Annotated in this window: 15 protein-coding genes and 1 tRNA gene; 11 read left to right on the top strand and 5 right to left on the bottom strand. The window is 52.1% G+C overall.

The window, feature by feature from the left end; all coding sequences use genetic code 11:
* The first annotated feature begins 37 nt into the window (after positions 1–37).
* The 6 genes from RCA23_RS07325 (at position 38) to lpdA (ending at position 9,742) form a co-directional block, all read left to right on the top strand.
* Positions 38–1,237 (top strand): acyl-CoA dehydrogenase, encoded by a 1,200-nt coding sequence (locus tag RCA23_RS07325; protein ID WP_044049761.1) that lies wholly within the window; start codon positions 38–40, stop codon positions 1,235–1,237.
* 186 nt (positions 1,238–1,423) lie between these two features.
* Entirely contained in the window at positions 1,424–2,620 is a 1,197-nt protein-coding gene (gene sucC / locus RCA23_RS07320) for an ADP-forming succinate--CoA ligase subunit beta (protein ID WP_044049760.1), read from the top strand.
* Between the two features lie 79 nt (positions 2,621–2,699).
* Positions 2,700–3,584 (top strand): succinate--CoA ligase subunit alpha, encoded by an 885-nt coding sequence (sucD, locus tag RCA23_RS07315; RefSeq protein ID WP_044049759.1) that lies wholly within the window; start codon positions 2,700–2,702, stop codon positions 3,582–3,584.
* A gap of 156 nt (positions 3,585–3,740) precedes the next feature.
* A complete protein-coding gene (locus tag RCA23_RS07310; RefSeq protein ID WP_044049758.1) occupies positions 3,741–6,698 on the top strand; it encodes a 2-oxoglutarate dehydrogenase E1 component in 2,958 nt (985 codons plus the stop codon).
* A gap of 4 nt (positions 6,699–6,702) precedes the next feature.
* Positions 6,703–8,199, top strand: a complete 1,497-nt coding sequence (gene odhB, locus RCA23_RS07305; RefSeq protein WP_044049757.1) for a 2-oxoglutarate dehydrogenase complex dihydrolipoyllysine-residue succinyltransferase — start codon at positions 6,703–6,705, stop codon at positions 8,197–8,199.
* A gap of 154 nt (positions 8,200–8,353) precedes the next feature.
* Positions 8,354–9,742: a dihydrolipoyl dehydrogenase gene (lpdA, locus tag RCA23_RS07300; protein ID WP_044049756.1), complete on the top strand. Its 1,389-nt coding sequence runs from the start codon at positions 8,354–8,356 to the stop codon at positions 9,740–9,742.
* 286 nt (positions 9,743–10,028) lie between these two features.
* Here lpdA and RCA23_RS07295 read toward each other — a convergent pair whose 3' ends face one another.
* The gene (locus RCA23_RS07295) at positions 10,029–10,673 is read right to left on the bottom strand and encodes a GntR family transcriptional regulator (RefSeq protein WP_271546223.1); all 645 of its coding nucleotides are present in this window, start codon (positions 10,671–10,673) and stop codon (positions 10,029–10,031) included.
* Between the two features lie 78 nt (positions 10,674–10,751).
* On the bottom strand, positions 10,752–11,462 hold the full coding sequence (locus RCA23_RS07290; protein ID WP_052377267.1) for a M48 family metallopeptidase: 711 nt from the start codon (positions 11,460–11,462) through the stop codon (positions 10,752–10,754).
* 97 nt (positions 11,463–11,559) lie between these two features.
* Between RCA23_RS07290 and RCA23_RS07285 the strand changes: the two genes are divergently transcribed.
* A complete protein-coding gene (locus RCA23_RS07285) occupies positions 11,560–11,883 on the top strand; it encodes a TIGR02300 family protein (RefSeq protein ID WP_044049754.1) in 324 nt (107 codons plus the stop codon).
* 71 nt (positions 11,884–11,954) lie between these two features.
* Positions 11,955–12,030, top strand: a tRNA-Ala gene (locus RCA23_RS07280).
* A gap of 407 nt (positions 12,031–12,437) precedes the next feature.
* On the opposite strand, the gene RCA23_RS07275 is transcribed toward RCA23_RS07280, so the two are convergent.
* Positions 12,438–13,163, bottom strand: coding sequence for a lipoprotein intramolecular transacylase Lit (locus RCA23_RS07275; RefSeq protein ID WP_081870928.1), 726 nt, complete (start codon positions 13,161–13,163; stop codon positions 12,438–12,440).
* Positions 13,164–13,603: 440 nt separating this feature from the next.
* Here RCA23_RS07275 and RCA23_RS16840 point away from each other — a divergent pair, with 440 nt between their 5' ends.
* The 3 genes from RCA23_RS16840 to RCA23_RS07265 all read left to right on the top strand — a co-directional run bounded on the left by RCA23_RS16840 (position 13,604) and on the right by RCA23_RS07265 (position 15,845).
* Positions 13,604–13,729, top strand: coding sequence for a hypothetical protein (locus RCA23_RS16840; protein WP_268870338.1), 126 nt, complete (start codon positions 13,604–13,606; stop codon positions 13,727–13,729).
* A gap of 252 nt (positions 13,730–13,981) precedes the next feature.
* On the top strand, positions 13,982–15,256 hold the full coding sequence (locus RCA23_RS15970; RefSeq protein WP_052377084.1) for a tyrosine-type recombinase/integrase: 1,275 nt from the start codon (positions 13,982–13,984) through the stop codon (positions 15,254–15,256).
* A 211-nt stretch (positions 15,257–15,467) separates the two neighbouring features.
* On the top strand, positions 15,468–15,845 hold the full coding sequence (locus tag RCA23_RS07265; protein ID WP_044049753.1) for a cupin domain-containing protein: 378 nt from the start codon (positions 15,468–15,470) through the stop codon (positions 15,843–15,845).
* A gap of 268 nt (positions 15,846–16,113) precedes the next feature.
* Here the strand turns inward: RCA23_RS07265 and RCA23_RS07260 are convergent, their stop codons facing one another.
* Both RCA23_RS07260 and RCA23_RS07245 read right to left on the bottom strand, forming a co-directional pair.
* Positions 16,114–16,503 carry a hypothetical protein gene (locus RCA23_RS07260; protein WP_044049752.1) on the bottom strand — a complete coding sequence of 130 codons (390 nt, stop codon included), beginning with the start codon at positions 16,501–16,503 and terminating at the stop codon, positions 16,114–16,116.
* A 1,022-nt stretch (positions 16,504–17,525) separates the two neighbouring features.
* Positions 17,526–18,059 (bottom strand): CIA30 family protein, encoded by a 534-nt coding sequence (locus RCA23_RS07245; RefSeq protein WP_044049749.1) that lies wholly within the window; start codon positions 18,057–18,059, stop codon positions 17,526–17,528.
* Between the last annotated feature and the right edge of the window lie 505 nt (positions 18,060–18,564).

Raw genomic sequence — 18,564 nt, 5'->3', positions numbered from 1 at the left:
GGATCAAATTTGCGCAAACCTATTAGGAGCATTCACCATGGCGGACCTCAAACCACAATTGGCAGATTTTAATTGGCCCGACCCGTTTTTACTGGACACTCAGCTGACCGAAGATGATCGCATGCTGCGCGATGCGGCGGCACAGTTTGCCCAAAATGAGTTGCAACCTTTGATTATTGATGCTTACCGCGAGGCTACAGTCAATCCTGGCCTATTCCCCAAAATGGGCGAAGCCGGGCTGCTCGGGGCCACTATTCCTGAGGAATACGGCGGCCTTGGCGCCTCATATACGGCCTATGGTTTGATCGCGCGGGAGGTCGAGCGGGTCGACAGCGGCTATCGCTCGATGATGTCCGTGCAATCCTCTTTGGTCATCTACCCCATCCACGCCTACGGCAGTGAAGCGCAACGGCAAAAGTTCTTGCCTGGGCTATGCTCTGGCGCTTTGATCGGCTGCTTTGGTTTGACCGAGCCGGATGCTGGATCAGATCCGGCCGGGATGAAAACCCGCGCTGAGAAAACCGCAACGGGATATAAGCTGACCGGATCCAAGATGTGGATTTCCAATGCGCCGATTGCGGATGTCTTTGTGGTTTGGGCCAAATCAGAAGAACATGGTGGAAAAATCCGCGGGTTCATACTGGAAAAAGGTATGAGCGGGTTATCGGCGCCAAAAATTGGCGGCAAGCTCTCCCTGCGCGCCTCGGTCACTGGGGAAATCGTTATGGATGGTGTCGAGGTGGGCGAAGACGCGCTTTTGCCGAATGTGGAAGGACTAAAAGGGCCCTTTGGCTGTCTCAACCGAGCCCGCTATGGCATTGCCTGGGGTGTTATGGGCGCAGCAGAGTTTTGTTGGCACGCCGCATTGCAATATGGTCTGGACCGGAAGCAATTCAACAAGCCTCTGGCGCAAACCCAACTGTTCCAGAAAAAGCTGGCCGATATGCAAACCGAAATTTCTCTGGGTCTGCAATCTGCCTTCCGATTGGGTCAAATGATGGACGACGGGACGGCCAGCCCAGAGCTCATTAGCCTGATGAAACGCAACAATTGCGGCAAAGCTCTGGACATCGCCCGGGTTAGCCGAGACATGCATGGGGGCAATGGCATTGCTGAGGGTTTCCAGATCATGCGCCATGCGGCCAATCTTGAAACGGTCAACACATATGAGGGGACGCATGACGTGCATGCTTTGATCCTTGGGCGGGCGCAAACGGGCTTGCAGGCCTTCTTTTAGCCATCAAAGCGCTGCGCCACCCCGTTGATTTGGCGCATAAACCGGGTTTGACCTCCTTTTTGTGATCACAGATTTTTTTTCTGTGATCACAAATGTACGAAAAACAGCTTTTCTGAAAAAATTTACTATATCGCCACGACTTATGTGTTTTACATGCGATAAGGAATAAATTGCAGGATCAGCTCTATGAATATTCATGAATATCAAGCCAAAGCCCTTTTGCGCAGCTACGGCGCACCCGTCAGCGACGGGCGCATAGTCCTCAGCGCCAATGCCGCCAAAGCGGCAGCGTCCGAAATGGATGGTCCCTTGTGGGTTGTGAAAGCTCAAATCCACGCTGGTGGGCGCGGAAAAGGCAGCTTTATCGAAGCTGACGCCGGCGCTGCCGGTGGTGTGCGCCTTGCGCGGTCGGTCGATGAAGCGGAAAAAGAAGCCAAAGCCATGCTGGGCCGGACACTTGTGACCAAGCAAACTGGCCCTGCGGGAAAATTGGTCAACCGAATTTATATCGAAGATGGCTCCGGCATTGAAAAAGAATTTTATCTCGCGATCCTAGTGGACCGTCAGACTAGCCGCATCTCCTTTGTGGCCTCCACCGAGGGCGGGATGGACATTGAAGAGGTGGCAGAGGCGACACCGGAAAAAATTCTCTCCTTCTCCGTTGATCCCGCCACTGGCTATCAAGGCTTTCATGGCCGCCGCATCGCCTTTTCTCTGGGCCTCAAAGGCGCGCAGATCAAGCAATGCGTTAAACTCATGGGCCAGCTCTACAAAGCCTTTGTCGAAAAAGATATGGAGATGCTGGAAATCAACCCTTTGATCATCACCGACGGTGGGGATTTGAAGGTCTTGGATGCTAAAATTGGCTTCGATGGCAATGCGGTGTACCGCCATGCAGATATCGCTGAGCTGCGCGACACCACCGAGGAGGATGCCCGTGAACTGGAAGCGTCGAAATATGACCTGAACTATATCGCCTTGGATGGCGAAATCGGTTGCATGGTCAACGGTGCGGGTCTGGCCATGGCCACGATGGACATTATCAAACTCTATGGTGCTGAACCGGCGAACTTCTTGGATGTCGGCGGCGGCGCCACAAAGGAAAAAGTGACCGAAGCCTTCAAGATCATCACCTCCGATCCGCAGGTCAAAGGTATTTTGGTCAATATCTTCGGCGGGATCATGCGCTGTGACGTGATCGCTGATGGGGTGGTATCTGCGGTGAAAGAAGTAGGGCTTTCCGTGCCGTTGGTCGTTCGTTTGGAAGGCACCAATGTCGATGAAGGCAAGCGGATCATCACCGAAAGTGGCCTCAATGTGATCGCGGCCGACAATCTTCGCGATGGCGCCGAGAAAATCGTTGCTGCTGTAAAGGCGCTGTAACGCGGCCCTGCGACCGCTGAATTGGAATTTTGCAGCCGGCCCAAGGTGCCGCTGCCAACATACGAACGAGGAGCGCCGAATGGCCGTACTTATCGACGAAAACACCAAAGTCATCTGCCAGGGATTCACCGGCAGCCAGGGCACATTTCACTCAGAACAAGCCATTGCCTATGGCACGAAAATGGTCGGTGGGGTCACCCCCGGCAAGGGCGGGCAAACCCATTTAAATCTGCCGGTTTTTAACTCTGTGCATGAGGCCAAATCGGTCACTGAAGCCAATGCCTCTGTCATCTATGTCCCGCCCCCCTTTGCCGCGGACTCCATTCTCGAAGCGATTGATGCGCAAATGGAAGTCATCGTCTGCATCACAGAAGGCATTCCGGTCTTGGACATGATGCGCGTCAAGCGGGCGCTTGAAGGCTCCTCAAGCCGGTTAATCGGACCCAATTGCCCTGGGGTGATCACACCCGACGCTTGCAAAATCGGTATTATGCCCGGCCATATTCACCGCCGCGGCTCTGTCGGCGTGGTCTCCCGCTCAGGCACTTTGACCTATGAAGCTGTCAAGCAAACCACGGATGTCGGTTTGGGCCAATCCACATGCGTCGGCATCGGCGGCGATCCCATCAAAGGCACAGAGCATATCGATGTGCTCGAGTGGTTCCTCGCAGATGACGAAACCCAATCCATCATCATGATCGGCGAAATTGGCGGCTCAGCTGAAGAGGAAGCCGCGCAATTCCTGGCTGATGAAAAGAAAAAAGGCCGCTGGAAACCCGTCGCAGGCTTCATCGCTGGCCGTACAGCTCCCGCAGGCCGCAGAATGGGCCACGCGGGCGCGATTGTCGCCGGCGGCAAAGGCGGCGCAGAAGATAAGATCGAAGCCATGAAAATGGCAGGTATTGTCGTCGCAGAGAGCCCCGCCAGCCTTGGCGAAGCTGTTTTGGCCGCGATCGACGCGTAATATGGGAGCGGCGGGTATGACGCTTAAACTCAAATTTGATGTTAGACGATCACGCCCCGCGCTTGAGCTCACCCACGGCGGCAAGGAAAGGCCCAGGGCCCTCCTTGCCGCGACACGTTCAAACCCTGTTTTTGTTCCTTACCAAGGTGTCATCCTATGACCGATCAGTCTGCAAACGATCAATTCCATGCCTCAAGCTTCATGCAGGGCCATAACGCGGAATATCTCGAGCAAATGCACGCCCGCTACAGCGCCGATCCGGTGTCAGTTGACGCGCAATGGGCTGATTTCTTTGCGGCAATGGGCGATGAAGACAGGGATGTGCGCGCCAAAGCCTCAGGCCCCTCTTGGGCACGCAGCGATTGGCCGCCCATGCCAATGGATGATCTCACATCCGCCTTTACCGGCGAATACCCAGCGGCAGCCGAGGCGCGCGATGCGGGCAAGAAAATCAGCAACAAGGCCGCTGAAACGGGCGTGTCATTAAATGAGGAGCAACTCAAACGCGCAGTGCTCGACGGTCTGCGCGCCCTGATGCTGATCCGTGCCTACCGTATTCGCGGCCATTTGGCGGCGGATTTGGATCCTTTGGGCATGCGCGAAGATAACCCCCGCCCCGAATTGGATCCAGCCAGCTATGGTTTCACCGAGGCCGATATGGACCGGCCGATCTTTCTCGACAATGTTTTGGGGCTGCAATTCGCCTCTATGCGTGAGATCTTGGAAATTGTTCGCCGTACCTATTGTGGCACTTTCGCCCTGCAATATATGCATATTTCTGACCCCGAAGAATCCTCCTGGCTCAAAGAGCGCATTGAAGGTTATGGCAAAGAAATCAGCTTCACCCGCGAGGGTCGCAAGGCGATTCTCAACAAATTGGTGGAGGCGGAGGGCTTCGAAAAATTCCTCCATGTCAAATACATGGGCACCAAACGCTTTGGGCTTGATGGCGGCGAAAGCCTCATTCCAGCGATGGAGCAAATCATCAAACGTGGCGGCGCCCTTGGCGTAAGAGACATCATCATTGGCATGCCCCACCGGGGCCGCCTGTCGGTGCTGGCCAATGTCATGGCCAAACCCTACCGGGCGATCTTTAACGAATTCCAAGGCGGCTCGTTCAAGCCTGAGGATGTGGATGGATCGGGCGATGTGAAATACCACCTCGGCGCCTCCTCTGATCGTGAATTTGATGGCAATTCTGTGCATTTGTCGCTCACCGCCAACCCCAGCCACCTTGAGGCCGTCAATCCGGTGGTCTTGGGCAAAGCGCGTGCGAAACAAGATCAAAATCACGACACAGAGCGTACCAGCGTTCTGCCGATCCTGCTGCATGGGGATGCCGCCTTTGCCGGTCAGGGTGTTGTGGCCGAAGGCTTTGGACTGTCGGGCCTGAAAGGGCATAAAACCGGCGGCACCATGCACATCGTGGTGAACAACCAAATCGGGTTCACCACCGCGCCGCATTTCAGCCGCTCCTCTCCCTATCCCACTGACATTGCTCTGATGGTCGAAGCCCCTATTTTCCACGTCAATGGCGATGATCCAGAGGCCGTGGTCCATGCCGCCCGCGTCGCCACGGAATTCCGTCAAAAATTCAAAAAAGACGTGGTTGTCGATATTATTTGCTATCGCCGCTTTGGTCATAACGAAGGCGATGAGCCGATGTTCACCAATCCGCTGATGTACAAAAAGATCAAAACGCAGAAAACCACCCTCACCCTCTACACCGAGCGGCTTGTGCGTGATGGCTTGATCCCAGAGGGCGAAATCGAAGATATGAAGGCCAGCTTTCAATCATTTTTGAATGCGGAATTTGAAGCGGGTAAGGACTATAAGCCCAATAAGGCCGATTGGCTCGATGGGCGCTGGTCGAAAATGAACCGCCACGGTGAAGAATACCAACGCGGCGCCACAGCCATGTCCGAAGAGACTTTTGACGACGTGTCCCGCACTCTTTGCCAGGTGCCCGAAGGCTTTCCAATCCATAAAACCGTGCAGCGTATGCTGGATGCTAAATCCAAAGCGCTGAGCAGCGGCGAAGGGATCGATTGGGCCACAGGCGAGGCTTTGGCCTTTGGCTCCTTGCTGACAGAGGGCCATCCAGTGCGGCTCGCCGGGCAAGACAGTACACGCGGCACCTTTAGCCACCGCCATTCTGGCCTGGTCAATCAGGATACCGAGGAGCGCTACTACCCGCTCAACAATATCCGTGAAGGACAGGGCCAGTATGAGGTCATCGATTCGATGCTTTCCGAATATGCGGTCTTGGGCTTTGAATATGGTTACAGCTTGGCCGAGCCCAATGCTTTGGTCATGTGGGAAGCGCAATTTGGCGATTTTGCCAATGGCGCGCAGATCATGTTTGATCAATTCATCTCCAGCGGGGAAAGCAAGTGGCTGCGCATGTCCGGTCTCACGATGCTGCTGCCCCATGGGTTTGAAGGCCAAGGCCCAGAGCACAGCTCCGCCCGCCTAGAGCGCTTTTTGCAAATGTGCGGCCATGACAATTGGATCGTCGCCAATTGCACCACCCCGGCCAATTATTTCCATATCTTGCGCCGGCAAATTCACCGCACCTTCCGAAAACCCTTGGTTCTCATGACGCCAAAATCTCTGTTGCGTCACAAGATGGCAGTGTCAAAGCGCGCAGAATTCACCACCGGATCCAGCTTTCACCGGGTGCTGTGGGATGATGCACAATATGGCAATTCCGAGACAAAGTTGGTTGCGGATAAAAAGATCAAACGTGTGGTGATCTGTTCGGGCAAAGTCTATTACGATCTGCTCGAAGAACGCGACGCGCGTGGCATAGAGGATATCTATCTGCTGCGGGTCGAGCAATTCTACCCTTTCCCCGCGATCTCAATGGTCAACGAATTGGAACGCTTCAAACAGGCAGAAATCGTCTGGTGCCAGGAAGAGCCGAAAAACCAGGGTGCCTGGACCTTTATTGAGCCAAATATTGAATGGGTCCTCACGCGCATTGGTGCCAAATACAGCCGCCCGGCCTATGTCGGACGGGCCACCTCGGCCTCCCCTGCAACCGGGCTTGCCTCTATACACAAATCACAACAAGCCGCGCTCGTCGATGAAGCGCTTACGTTGAAAGGATAAAATCATGGCCACCGAAGTTCGTGTTCCCACTTTGGGCGAATCTGTGACCGAGGCCACTGTCGCGACCTGGTTCAAAAAACCTGGCGATCAAGTTGCCGTGGACGATATGCTCTGTGAGCTGGAAACTGACAAGGTCACCGTTGAAGTGCCCAGCCCCGTGGCGGGCACATTGGCGGAAATCGTTGCCGCGGAAGGCGCGACCGTCAGCACCGAAGCGCTATTGGCACAAATCAACGAGGGTGCCGCAGCCTCTGGACCCGCCACAGCCGCAGCCACGGCGACAGCCGCCAAGAGTGCACCTGCGCCAGCGGCGCAAACCGTCGCAGTGATGGTACCGGTCTTGGGCGAATCTGTCACGGAGGCCACAGTCTCGACCTGGTACAAAAAGCCAGGCGATACGGTGGCGCAGGATGAAATGCTCTGTGAATTGGAAACCGATAAGGTGAGTGTGGAAGTGCCCGCACCGGCCGCCGGTGTTTTGGGGCAAATCCTTGCCGCCGAAGGCAGCACCGTGCAAGCGGGCGGACAATTGGCTGTGATTGGCGGGGACATCTCCAGCAAGCCAGCCCCAGCGGAGGCCGCCGCCACCGCCGCTGCAAAAAGCCATGATGTCGAAGATGCCCCATCAGCGAAAAAGCTCATGTCCGAGGCCGGCCTCAACCGAAATGATGTGACCGCAACAGGCAAAGATAACCGTGTGATGAAACAAGACGTTCAAAAAGCCCTCGCCGCAGCCGCGCCCCAGGCCGCTCCGATCCCGCCAGCCACGCCCATTCGCGCGGCGGTTCCTGCAGATGATGCCGCGCGCGAAGAGCGCGTGAAGATGACACGCCTGCGCCAAACCATTGCGCGGCGTCTCAAGGACAGCCAGAACACTGCGGCCATGTTGACCACTTACAATGAAGTCGACATGACAGAGGTCATGGCCCTGCGTAATGAATATAAAGATCTGTTTTTAAAGAAACATGGCGTAAAACTGGGCTTTATGTCTTTTTTCACAGTGGCCTGCTGCCATGCGCTGCGCGAGGTGCCAGAGGTCAACTCGGAAATTGATGGCACAGATATCGTGTATAAAAATTTCGTCCACATGGGCATCGCCGCGGGCACGCCAACAGGATTGGTGGTTCCGGTGATCCGTGATGCGGATTCCTTGTCCTTTGCCGAGATCGAAAAAGCCATTGCAGAAAAAGGCGCCCGCGCGCGTGATGGTAAATTGTCCATGGCGGAAATGCAGGGCGGCACCTTCACCATCTCCAACGGAGGTGTCTACGGCTCGCTGATGTCTTCGCCTATTCTCAATCCGCCGCAATCGGGCATATTGGGCATGCATAAGATCCAAGACCGTCCGATGGCGATCAACGGTGAGGTGGTTATTCGCCCCATGATGTATCTGGCTTTGAGCTATGATCACCGGGTCGTGGACGGCAAGGGCGCCGTCACCTTCCTCGTGCGCGTCAAAGAAGCCTTAGAAGACCCGCGCCGCCTGTTGATGGATCTCTAATCCGGAAGAGATCCAACGTCACCGGCGGTGGCCATAGTGTTCATTTTGGACATTTGTCCGTTATGATCTTTGCCCGGCCTCACTTAGGTTGAGGTTGGGACAGAAATACAACCATGGGCTCCCGGGCCCGCCCTGAAAATAAAGGACCTTTCTTATGGCTTCTTATGATGTAATTGTGATTGGCTCCGGCCCCGGTGGCTATGTCAGCGCTATTCGCTGCGCCCAGCTCGGTCTCAAAACCGCCTGTGTCGAGGGGCGTGACACGCTTGGGGGGACCTGCCTGAATGTCGGCTGTATCCCCTCCAAAGCCCTGCTACATGCCAGCCACCAATTGCATGAAGCGCAACATAATTTTGCCAAAATGGGTTTGATTGCCGAAGATCCCAAGGTCGATTGGGCGAAGATGCAGGGGTATAAAACCGAGGTGATTGACGGCAATACCAAGGGCATTGAGTTTCTATTCAAGAAAAACAAAATTGACTGGCTGAAAGGCTGGGGCAGCATTCCTGCGGCCGGTCAGGTCAAAGTTGGTGATGACATCCATCAGGCCAAACACATCATCATCGCTTCTGGCTCCGAACCCTCCAGCCTGCCCGGAATTGAAATTGATGAGAAAACCGTCGTGACATCAACAGGTGCCCTGGCGTTGGACAAAATTCCGAGCAAAATGGTGGTGATCGGCGCTGGTGTTATTGGATTGGAATTGGGATCTGTCTATGCGCGCCTGGGCACCGAGGTTGAGGTGATAGAATTTCTGGACGACATCACCCCCGGTATGGACGGTGAGGTGCAAAAAACCTTCCTCAGGATTCTCAAGAAACAAGGCCTCAAGTTCACCATGGGCGCAGCCGTGCAATCCGTTGCAGTGAAAAAAGGCAAAGCCACTGTGAGCTATGTCAAACGCAAAAAAGACACCACGCATGAGCTGGAGGCGGATGTGGTGCTTGTCGCCACGGGCCGGCGTCCCTACGTCGACGGCCTCGGATTGGACGCGCTTGGCGTCACCCTCACCGCGCGCGGTCAAATCCAAACCGATGCCCATTATGCAACCTCTGTTCCCGGCATTTATGCCATTGGCGACGCCATAACGGGCCCCATGCTGGCCCATAAGGCCGAAGATGAAGGCATGGCCGTGGCGGAAATCTTGGCAGGGCAAGCAGGCCATGTGAACTATGATGTAATCCCCGGTGTGATCTACACCCATCCAGAGGTCGCCACCGTTGGCCAAACCGAAGAGCAATTGAAAGAGGCAGGCCGAGCCTACAAGGCCGGCAAGTTTTCCTTCATGGGCAATGGCCGCGCAAAAGCAAATTTTGCGGCTGATGGCTTTGTGAAAATCCTAGCAGACGCAACAACCGATCGCATTCTTGGCGCGCATATCATCGGCCCAATGGCGGGAGATCTGATCCATGAGGTCTGCGTGGCAATGGAATTTGGCGCCGCCGCTGAAGATTTGGCGCGTACCTGCCACGCCCATCCCACCTATTCCGAAGCCGTGCGCGAGGCGGCTTTGGCCTGTGGCGATGGGGCAATTCACAGCTAAGCCAGGCCGCCGCCGTCACGCAATCTATCGTATTTTCAGGCCTGCGCCCATGGGTGCAGATCTTTGCCAAGACCTCTGAATAACGCCCTTGCAATATGAAATGAGGGCAGCGCCGGCCTGGGCGGGCGCATATGTCTGGTGGTGAAATGACTGCAAACTTTGAGCAATAACCATACGTTCCAGCATACCCACATGGTGAATGCGCCTGCCGGGGGGCAGGCAGGCGCTGCCCGGTGTGGCCACCGGGCACAGTGTTTTAGCTTGGCAGTTGAGTTATGCAGAGGTCTCAGCGCGCCAACATGCGCAGCCCCTGGGTGACATCCGCCCGCACAGCCACCCGAAGGCCCGGTTCATCGCCAGCTTTCAAAGCCGCAAGAATCAGGCGGTGATGCATTGGCGGATCCTTACGTTGCAACCGGCCATAGAGCGCCCGCATCGTTGGGCCCATTTGCAGCCACACTGTCTCGACCGTTGCCAGCATCGCCGGAGCCTGGGCCCGCAAGTAGAGCGTGCGGTGAAACTCGAGATTTGTTCGTATGTAAGTGACAGCATCCGCCTTCGCCACAGCCACAGAAATGGCGTTATTTATCGTTTGTAACCGCTCAACCAGAGCCATATGCGCCCGCGGCAAGGCCCGTGTGGCCAATTCCACCTCGATCAACGCCCGCAGAGCAGCAAGCTCCTCAATCCGGTCATTGGTCAGAGCCGGGGTTTGGAACCGCCCGCTCACCGAAATGCTCAGAGCCCCCTCTGCCGCCAGCCGCTTCAACGCCTCGCGCACCGGGGTCACAGAGACTCCGAATTCCTCGGCCACGCCCCGCAGGGTTATCGCCTGCCCCGGGCGCATTTCGCCGTACATGATCCGCATGCGCAATGTGCGGTAAAGCTGGTCATGTGCGGCCAGATAGCTGTCTTGCAATTTTTCTGCCATATGCATTTGTGATCACATTTGCCGCGCCTGTCAAACACCAATGGGCATGGCCAGCCCGCGCCGCGCCATAAGCACCATTTAGAACTGATAACGATGCAGATCTTCACCGTGGTGCTTAAGCCAGTCACGCTGCGCCTGATGGCCCGGAAAGAGGCGCTCAACCAGCGCCCAAAAGGCGGCGGAGTGATTCATCTGTTTCAAATGCGCCACCTCATGGGCCGCCACATAGCGCAACACCTCAGGTGGGGCCATGATCAAGCGCCATGAGAAGTTCAAATTTCCCTGCGTTGAACAAGACCCCCATCTCGAGGTCGTGTCCCGCAGTGTCAGGCGCCCATAGGGCCGCCCGAGACGTTCGGAATAGTGATCAACCGCCTCTTGCAGCGCCAAGCGCGCTTGCAGCTTTAAAAAGGCTTTCACGCGCGCAGGCACCAAAGACTCGCGGCCAGGCACCAACAGTCGATCCCCGCTCAGCTCAACCTGCCGCCCCGCGCCCGGGGCTATGGTTAATAGGCGACCGGCAAAGGGCAGCTGACGGTCAAAACCCGCCTGGGCCACCCGGGGCAAATCGGCCAAATGCGCACGGATCCAAGATTCTTTTTCCAGAACAAAATTTTTCGCCTGCACCATCGGACAGGACAAAGGCAGACTGAGTGTCACCTGCCCTTTGAGCCGCGAGATCCGCAGCGACAGGCGGCTTGCCCGGCGCGATGGGCGCAAAAGCACCGTAATTTCAGGCCGGCCGGGCAGTATAATCTGCCGATCGGCCGTATTTGAGGGCAGATTCATCCACGACATCCACGAATTAATAGATTTCACCTTTGACACCGCCTCTTGTGTATGGCACTCGGCACAGATTGTCACCGATTGCGAGAGGGGAAAACCCATGCCGAACGAAGAATGGGGTACCAAACGTATTTGCCCCACCACAGGCAAGCGTTTTTACGACTTGAATAAAGATCCGATCATCAGCCCCTACACGGGCGAAACTGTTACGCTTGACGCAAATAAAGGTCGCACAATGGTGGCCGATGCGGAAGATGCACAAACAACAAAGATGAATGAAGCCGACACAGATGCCGATGAAGTGGTATTGGACGATGATGACGTCGATGTAGATTTGGGCGATGATGTGCTTGATGACGACGACGATGATACGGTTTCACTCGATGAAATCGCAGATGTCGCCACAGACGACGACGACAGCTAAATTTCTTTGCTTGGCGCGCTGATTTCCTCTTGATCCCGCGCCAAGCCTTGCCTAGACAGCAAGATATCAAAGGGCCCTTAGCTCAGCTGGGAGAGCGCCTGCATGGCATGCAGGAGGTCAGCGGTTCGATCCCGCTAGGGTCCACCATTTCCCCAAAAATTTAAGATGACCAATCGCGACCCAGCGATCATTCAGCCCGTTCAACCTCTAGGTTGAGCAAGGGTTTGTCGCCGATCACGCTCGAAAGAAAGACTATTATCCATTAGAGTGGATACAGAGTCTCAAGTACCATTTGCGGCGTCAATATTTGATGGATATATTTGTGCCCCCACTAAAGCCGGCACCTGAAACCTTAATGGTCGCTTTTCATGGCTTTCCACGCCCGAACCTCGTCGCGGATAAAACCAGCCGCTGGGCTAGGTTTCCGCGCTGTGGACTGCACAGACCAAAGTGGCTAACCGAATATTGGGATAAATACAAAGACAGGTGATGTTGGACGTCAACATTGCCGCGCTTAGGAAGCTGCCCGGGGCAGTTGCAGGGTTACGCAACATCTAAGCCAAAATTCTTTTGATCAGAGCTGATAGCAAAAGCCAGAAAACAAATGCGGTTCCCACCAATAAAATTGATATGCTCCCAAATAGAGGCTCGGTTAACATGGTGGTCATCAATGAGTCCTGGAAATAAAAGTGCCAAGGAGCCATGCCGGCAAAAATCCACTCGTGAAGAGCATAAAAAACTCTTTGCGGGCCAACTGCTGTGACGATAGCAAAACAAAGTAACAACACTGCTAACATGCTTATGAATGACTTTCCTACCGTGAAAGGTCTCCATATATTTGTGTTTTTCCGGACTTTTAATGTCCAACAAAACGTCACAAGACAAAACAGAAAGGCCGTTAGGTATAATAGTGTTTTGTTTAGATAACCAATTAATCGAGCCACATCATTCAGATGATCGATTTCTGGCTGCGTAAGAAAACTGTCAATTACTTCGCCACTGGGAGCCCGGTAAACAATTTTTTCTAGACCAATACCACTATTATTTACAGCCTCAACTATCTCTCCGAATATTATACCCCTCTCCGCCTTCGTTGTAGTTTCAAAACCAACTCGGTTCCTATTCTGAGGCCCATATTTGGCAATTTGCGCATCAATTCCATTGATCTCATAAAGCTGAGGAAAAAGGAAATTTGCCTCCGACAATGCGCGCCATGAAAACATCAAGCAAACAGCCAGTACAACCAGTGATAAAAAAGAGTTAATTAGAATTCTTACCATCACACTAAACTCCGAAATCTCCCCGTGTGTCGGATTTTATTGGATTTTGTATCTGGATTCAAGTTCATGACTCAACTCATGTGACTCTCTGGGTTTCTGGAGGGTCTATTTTGGCGACAGGGAAAATATCGTTCAATAACGATAACCCTCGTTTATCAGCCCTGTCCTTTACTCAATTCGGCTGCGCCCAGATGCAGTATACGCAAATAAATTATCGCTTGCCATGCCGTAAATCCTAAACATGCCTGTGTGTGACCTTCTGCAAAGACGCGATCCAGCGCTTTTCTACCGCATTTAAAACCATCTTAACCTATCACTTGCGCCCCCGCGTGAAGAGCATTGAATGACCCTTTCACTGGGTAGAATACCCGCAGTGCGGCATAGGCTTGCAACATCCGTAGCTCCATGAAGATGACCTTAAATCTCACGTAGTCATCTTAATGCCTCTTCTTCAATGTGTCTCTTCCGCCACCGAGCTCACCACCACCGCGCAAAACCTTGGACATACTGACATTCTCACCGCCCTGCGCGGCTACGGCCAAATCAGCCGCGAGGACCAACGCTGATTGATCACCGGCCTTGTGGATGAGGCATAAAAGCCAGATTTCGAACGAGCACCAAAGGTGGGAACAGGTGTGTGAATGGAAAATTAAAATGGAATTCTTCTATATTACAAACAAGTAGATAAAAGAATTGGGTGGCGGAGACGAAGGGATACTACGCCAATTGACCTAAAATCACTTATTTTGATATTTATATGGCTATTATTACCCATACGTAGGTGGTAAACGTAGGTGGTAATGACATTGAGGTCTACGATGCCAAAATTCCTATTGAAGCAACGGCAAGGTTGGTATGCAGTCCTTGAAATACCAAAGGCACTCAGAAAACACTTTGGCAAAGTGCGGTTCAAACAATCACTCGAAACGGACTCGCTCAGCATCGCCAACAGTCGTGTGCTTCCTGTTATAGCGGAATGGAAACGACAAGTTGCTATCGCTAAGGGCTTAGAAATTGGGAGCAATGATGAACTTCTCACCACATTAGCATTAGTTCGACAAGACACCCAACGACACAGGTCTAAAGGCGTCCCAGACTACGAGATACGGATGGCGCAAGAGGAGGTCGCACTTTCGGAATACCTCGGAGACAAGAATGAGGGAGACGGTCCCACAACGCTGTATGATGCCATCAGTGTAGCACATGGTAATGAAGTGCTGCTTCGAGAACATGTCGATGAGTTTTTTGCATTGAGAGATGTCGCCCCAAAAACAGCCGATATGCAGCGACGAGACCTGATGCTTTTCGTCAAACAATTTCCGTATGCCTCGGACGCTACAAGGGTCAAAGTCAGAGACTGGGTGAATGTAACACTTGGAACTGAACAAGGCTTATCTCTGGCTACAAGAAGGCGAATGATTTCACCTGTCAGCGTCTATTGGGATTACCTTGCAAATAACAAAGGTCTTACCCTCCCCTCCCCTTTCGTAAAGATTTTCCCTCCGAAGCAAAAGAAACGCACCAAGGCCACCATACAAGCCCAGCGTAAGTCGTTCAGGGTTCAGGACTATCAAAAGCTGCTTGTTGCTTGCGAGGATGACACTCTCAGAGATTTAATCACACTGGGGGCATATAGTGGCTGTCGTATTGAGGAGTTATGCTCCCTTAAGCTGGGCAATGTTTATAGCGACAAGATTGACATTGTAGATGCGAAGACGGAGGCTGGTTGGCGTACAATACCTATTCATCCCCACATCACCCAAACTGTCGCAAGGCTGGTTGATACCAGCACAGATGGTTACTTGTTGTCTGGTCTCACCTTCAATCAATACGGCGACAGGTCAAACGCCATCGGCAAGAGGTTTGGACGGCTAAAATCCTCACTGGGGTATGGGAAAGACTATGTGTTCCACTCACTGAGGAAGGGCTTTGCTACTCAGCTAGAAAACGCAACAATACGGGTGACTGTAGTCGCCAGACTAATGGGCCATGAAATCGAAGGACAGACCTTTGGCAATTACTCTGATGGCCTTGCCCTCAAGGGGCTTCGAGAGGCAATCAACCACCTAGACTGGTCGTCAAGCGATAGATAGCACTGAGGCTCGCATAGAGGCCCTTACAGGCCCAACTAAACGATCTGATACGTGTTGTTACCCTTCACGCCGCAGTTATGGCATCTGGCTCTCTGACGTACCTCATGGGCAGTGGTGTCGATGGGGCAAAAACCACTCCCGAATTTGATATAGATTTTCACTAAAAGTTGCCTCACGATAATCACATCAATAGAAAGTTTGGAGAACAGTAATGTCAAAATCCTTAGCAAGTAAGTCATTCACCAATCCCGATGTTTTGAAAGAGCCGGACAAAACACATTCAGCTTCGGTTGACTTAGGTGTGGCGACGGCCACCAAATTAGTGCTGCAACCGGGCTGGAAATGGTCAGAGTGCGTCAAACCTTTGGTGGGTGGTCATAGCTGTCAAGCAGCGCATGTTGGCGTTGTAATTCAAGGTTCAATGACTGTTGCACACGATGACGGGTCTGAAATAACCGTACATGCGGGTGATGCATACACCTTCGCTCCGGGCCATGATGGCTGGGTTAATGGAGATATTGAGTTTATTGGCTATGAAGTCACCGTATCCGCCAAGAATTTTGGAGCGTGGAGTACCGCTAACACGTGAGCCATGGCGACAACTACTGCGTGGCCCATCTTTGAATTATTCTTGCATGGGCCATGCTTGACGCTAACTCTCCAGCCCCTCAGTTTGATCTGATACGTGTTGTTACCCTTCACGCCACAGTTATGGCATCTGGCCCTCTGACGTACCTCGTGGGCTGTGGTGTCGCCTCCAACGACAGCTATAAGGTTTTCTACTTCTAGCATGGTATGGTGCTTACAGAGGCCGCAGGTGATGCTCAGGGTGTGATCTGGGATGGTCCTGAGTTTGGTCATAGACCCGAGTTTTCTGTTAGAAAGACTCGTCTGCATATCTTGTTGTTTAATGCAATATTTGGAGCATTTTCTAAAAGTAGTTTACAATCACTTTTAATAGCTGACATCTTTTCTGTGATCGATTTAACTAAACCGTCACTATCCACTTTTACTATCTCAACACCAAATGCTGCGGACAGACACTTTTTCATTTTGAACGCCAGCACTTTATCCGAGTGCAACGGCTCGTTTTTGATCTGAGTAGCAATATTTTTAATCGTACCAGGATCGTTATTGGATTGAGCAGTCTCACAAATGGATAAAAGTGTTTTGAGGTGCGATTCTCGCATTTGCGCATTGGCGTTTGTCGATAATAACACAATAAGAATTACATAAATTGATCGCATTTCCTGCCCTCCACGATGTTGTCAAACATAATACGACTGTGGTCTGCTGCAATGTCCACAAAGCACCTTTACGCTGTGCAGTCTCAAAAACCTAGGGAGGGCCTATTGCGACTCTCAATCGTCTGCATCCTTTTCATTATTTTTGGATAGATCAGCGACTAGTTCCGCTATCTTATTTATCTCTTGCTCCAATAAGCGTATTTTGTACTGGGTTTCATCGTTTCGCTTTACTGCTACGACTAAAGCTATGACCCCAATAATTATTGCTATAATTTCCACTTTGAAACGTCTCCTCCATCTAACCGCTTTTTTTTGCCAAAGAACCAACCCATCCGCAAACCAAATTTTTACCTTGGATTCCCACCAGCAAAACAGGCCAACCCAATTCGTTTGGTTGTGAATCTAAGGGTTCCCTACAGGCTCACACAGAGGCTCTTACACGCATGATGACGTAGGTTCATTCAAATGCATCAGCCCCAAGGTTAAGCGGCTGTATGTGGTTCAACCATTTCGTGCTTCTCGCTCCCACTTTAGCATTGCTTCATCCCAACTAGGCACGGCGTCACTTTCGTAGCTCAGCAATCTGCCAATGGCTATTGATGGAAAAGCTCTCATGGCTTTCATGTGTTTTGGCGATCTGAGGTATGCCAGCATGTGTGCCTTTGTTTTCCAAACAGTAAGCGTATGTTGATAGCCATTCCTGCTTTTGTTCTCACACAGCAATATACCTTCCGCCTTTTGTGCCTCTCTAAATGCAGGGATTGTAAGAAGCCAAAACTTCATAGAGGAGTATAGGTTGTTAGTTTTAAGGCCGGTAACTGATACGTGCATCCTCACTCTCTCTTATATCCAACAGCCAAGTTATGATCTGTATCACACGTATCCCCTGAGCAGCACTCAAAGATGTTAGACTTACAGATGACACACTGCTCATGCCCATGCACAACAACGGTGTTCAGAGGTGACTGGCATCTAGGGCAACGCTGCTGATGTGCGTTGGCTGGGTTCATGAGGTTATCCAATCAGTAAAACTCCAAACTCTTCACCGATACATCAGCAGTATAATCCTTACCGTATGCGACAATACCTATAGTTTTAATCTTGCTTTGGTTGAGTGTAGTTCTCAAAAGGGATGACGACTTTACAAAAGCCTCAAACGGAAGCCTTACCTCATTCCATGAGCCGTTTGTTTGAAAACTTTGCTGATAATAGTGCCAAGGTAAGCGAGTGTTGGTACTCCTGATGTGTAAATAATAAAGATCACCGTTACCTTTAACCATCAGTTTGATACCTGTTTTTCCCTTCGCTGCCTCCCATACCACTGGTGACCGAACCTGAATAAAACCACCATTATTGGCTGTAGAAACTTCACCGCTCAGCCGAATGACTTGTGATGTTCCTTGATCTTCAAACTGTGCAGTTCCCTCAGAAATACCACCCATAACTGTGTCTGCCAAATAAGCCCATTGTCCTGTTTTGATGAGGTTATCAGCCATTGCGCTACCATTTGTGAGGAGCAGTAAAAGAGTAAACAAAGATGCCGTAATAGTCTTCATAGCTTTCTCCTTTTGCTCGTATTGACGACATATTGTGAGTTGCCCGTGAATTAAGACTTACTTAGTAAGCCGTCCCGTAATATGATCCTAATAGTCGCTCTTCTTCTTGAACATATCTATCATCATCATAATTCTCATCACGAAGCCTTTGAAGGATTGTTTAGCGAACTCAGGCTTATTTGCATCAGGCATATCATATTTCCGATCTTCTCAGTTTAATAGATGTTCCTGAAAGCCTAACTCCGCACGCTGTAACAAGTAAATCTTTACCTAGGATTCCTGTCCACAAAACGGGCCGACCCAATTCGTTTGGTTGTGAATCTAAGGGTTCCCCACAGCCTCACGGAGAGCCTCGTACAAGCACGATAGCGTTGGTTTATGAAGTTGTGTCCGTCAATCCACTTGGTTGCTCCAACGTGCTTTCATGCGCTGTACGGTTGTCGCTTGCCATACCGTAGAACGTCCAGAAGGCGTCTGTACCTCGCGTTCAGTCAGGAACCTAGCT

Source organism: Planktomarina temperata RCA23 (assembly GCF_000738435.1).
In the GTDB taxonomy this organism is placed as follows: Bacteria; Pseudomonadota; Alphaproteobacteria; order Rhodobacterales; family Rhodobacteraceae; genus Planktomarina; species Planktomarina temperata.
The sequence above is the reverse complement of the archived record's forward strand: the minus strand, read 5'-3'. Positions and strand labels throughout refer to the sequence as shown.

Coding starts and splice junctions, on each gene's coding strand:
- RCA23_RS07325 (WP_044049761.1), top strand. CDS start 38: ATGGCGGACCTCAAACCACAATTGGCAGATTTTAATTGGCCCGACCCG.
- sucC (WP_044049760.1), top strand. CDS start 1,424: ATGAATATTCATGAATATCAAGCCAAAGCCCTTTTGCGCAGCTACGGC.
- sucD (WP_044049759.1), top strand. CDS start 2,700: ATGGCCGTACTTATCGACGAAAACACCAAAGTCATCTGCCAGGGATTC.
- RCA23_RS07310 (WP_044049758.1), top strand. CDS start 3,741: ATGACCGATCAGTCTGCAAACGATCAATTCCATGCCTCAAGCTTCATG.
- odhB (WP_044049757.1), top strand. CDS start 6,703: ATGGCCACCGAAGTTCGTGTTCCCACTTTGGGCGAATCTGTGACCGAG.
- lpdA (WP_044049756.1), top strand. CDS start 8,354: ATGGCTTCTTATGATGTAATTGTGATTGGCTCCGGCCCCGGTGGCTAT.
- RCA23_RS07295 (WP_271546223.1), bottom strand. CDS start 10,673: ATGGCAGAAAAATTGCAAGACAGCTATCTGGCCGCACATGACCAGCTT.
- RCA23_RS07290 (WP_052377267.1), bottom strand. CDS start 11,462: ATGAATCTGCCCTCAAATACGGCCGATCGGCAGATTATACTGCCCGGC.
- RCA23_RS07285 (WP_044049754.1), top strand. CDS start 11,560: ATGCCGAACGAAGAATGGGGTACCAAACGTATTTGCCCCACCACAGGC.
- RCA23_RS07275 (WP_081870928.1), bottom strand. CDS start 13,163: ATGGTAAGAATTCTAATTAACTCTTTTTTATCACTGGTTGTACTGGCT.
- RCA23_RS16840 (WP_268870338.1), top strand. CDS start 13,604: ATGCCTCTTCTTCAATGTGTCTCTTCCGCCACCGAGCTCACCACCACC.
- RCA23_RS15970 (WP_052377084.1), top strand. CDS start 13,982: ATGCCAAAATTCCTATTGAAGCAACGGCAAGGTTGGTATGCAGTCCTT.
- RCA23_RS07265 (WP_044049753.1), top strand. CDS start 15,468: ATGTCAAAATCCTTAGCAAGTAAGTCATTCACCAATCCCGATGTTTTG.
- RCA23_RS07260 (WP_044049752.1), bottom strand. CDS start 16,503: ATGCGATCAATTTATGTAATTCTTATTGTGTTATTATCGACAAACGCC.
- RCA23_RS07245 (WP_044049749.1), bottom strand. CDS start 18,059: ATGAAGACTATTACGGCATCTTTGTTTACTCTTTTACTGCTCCTCACA.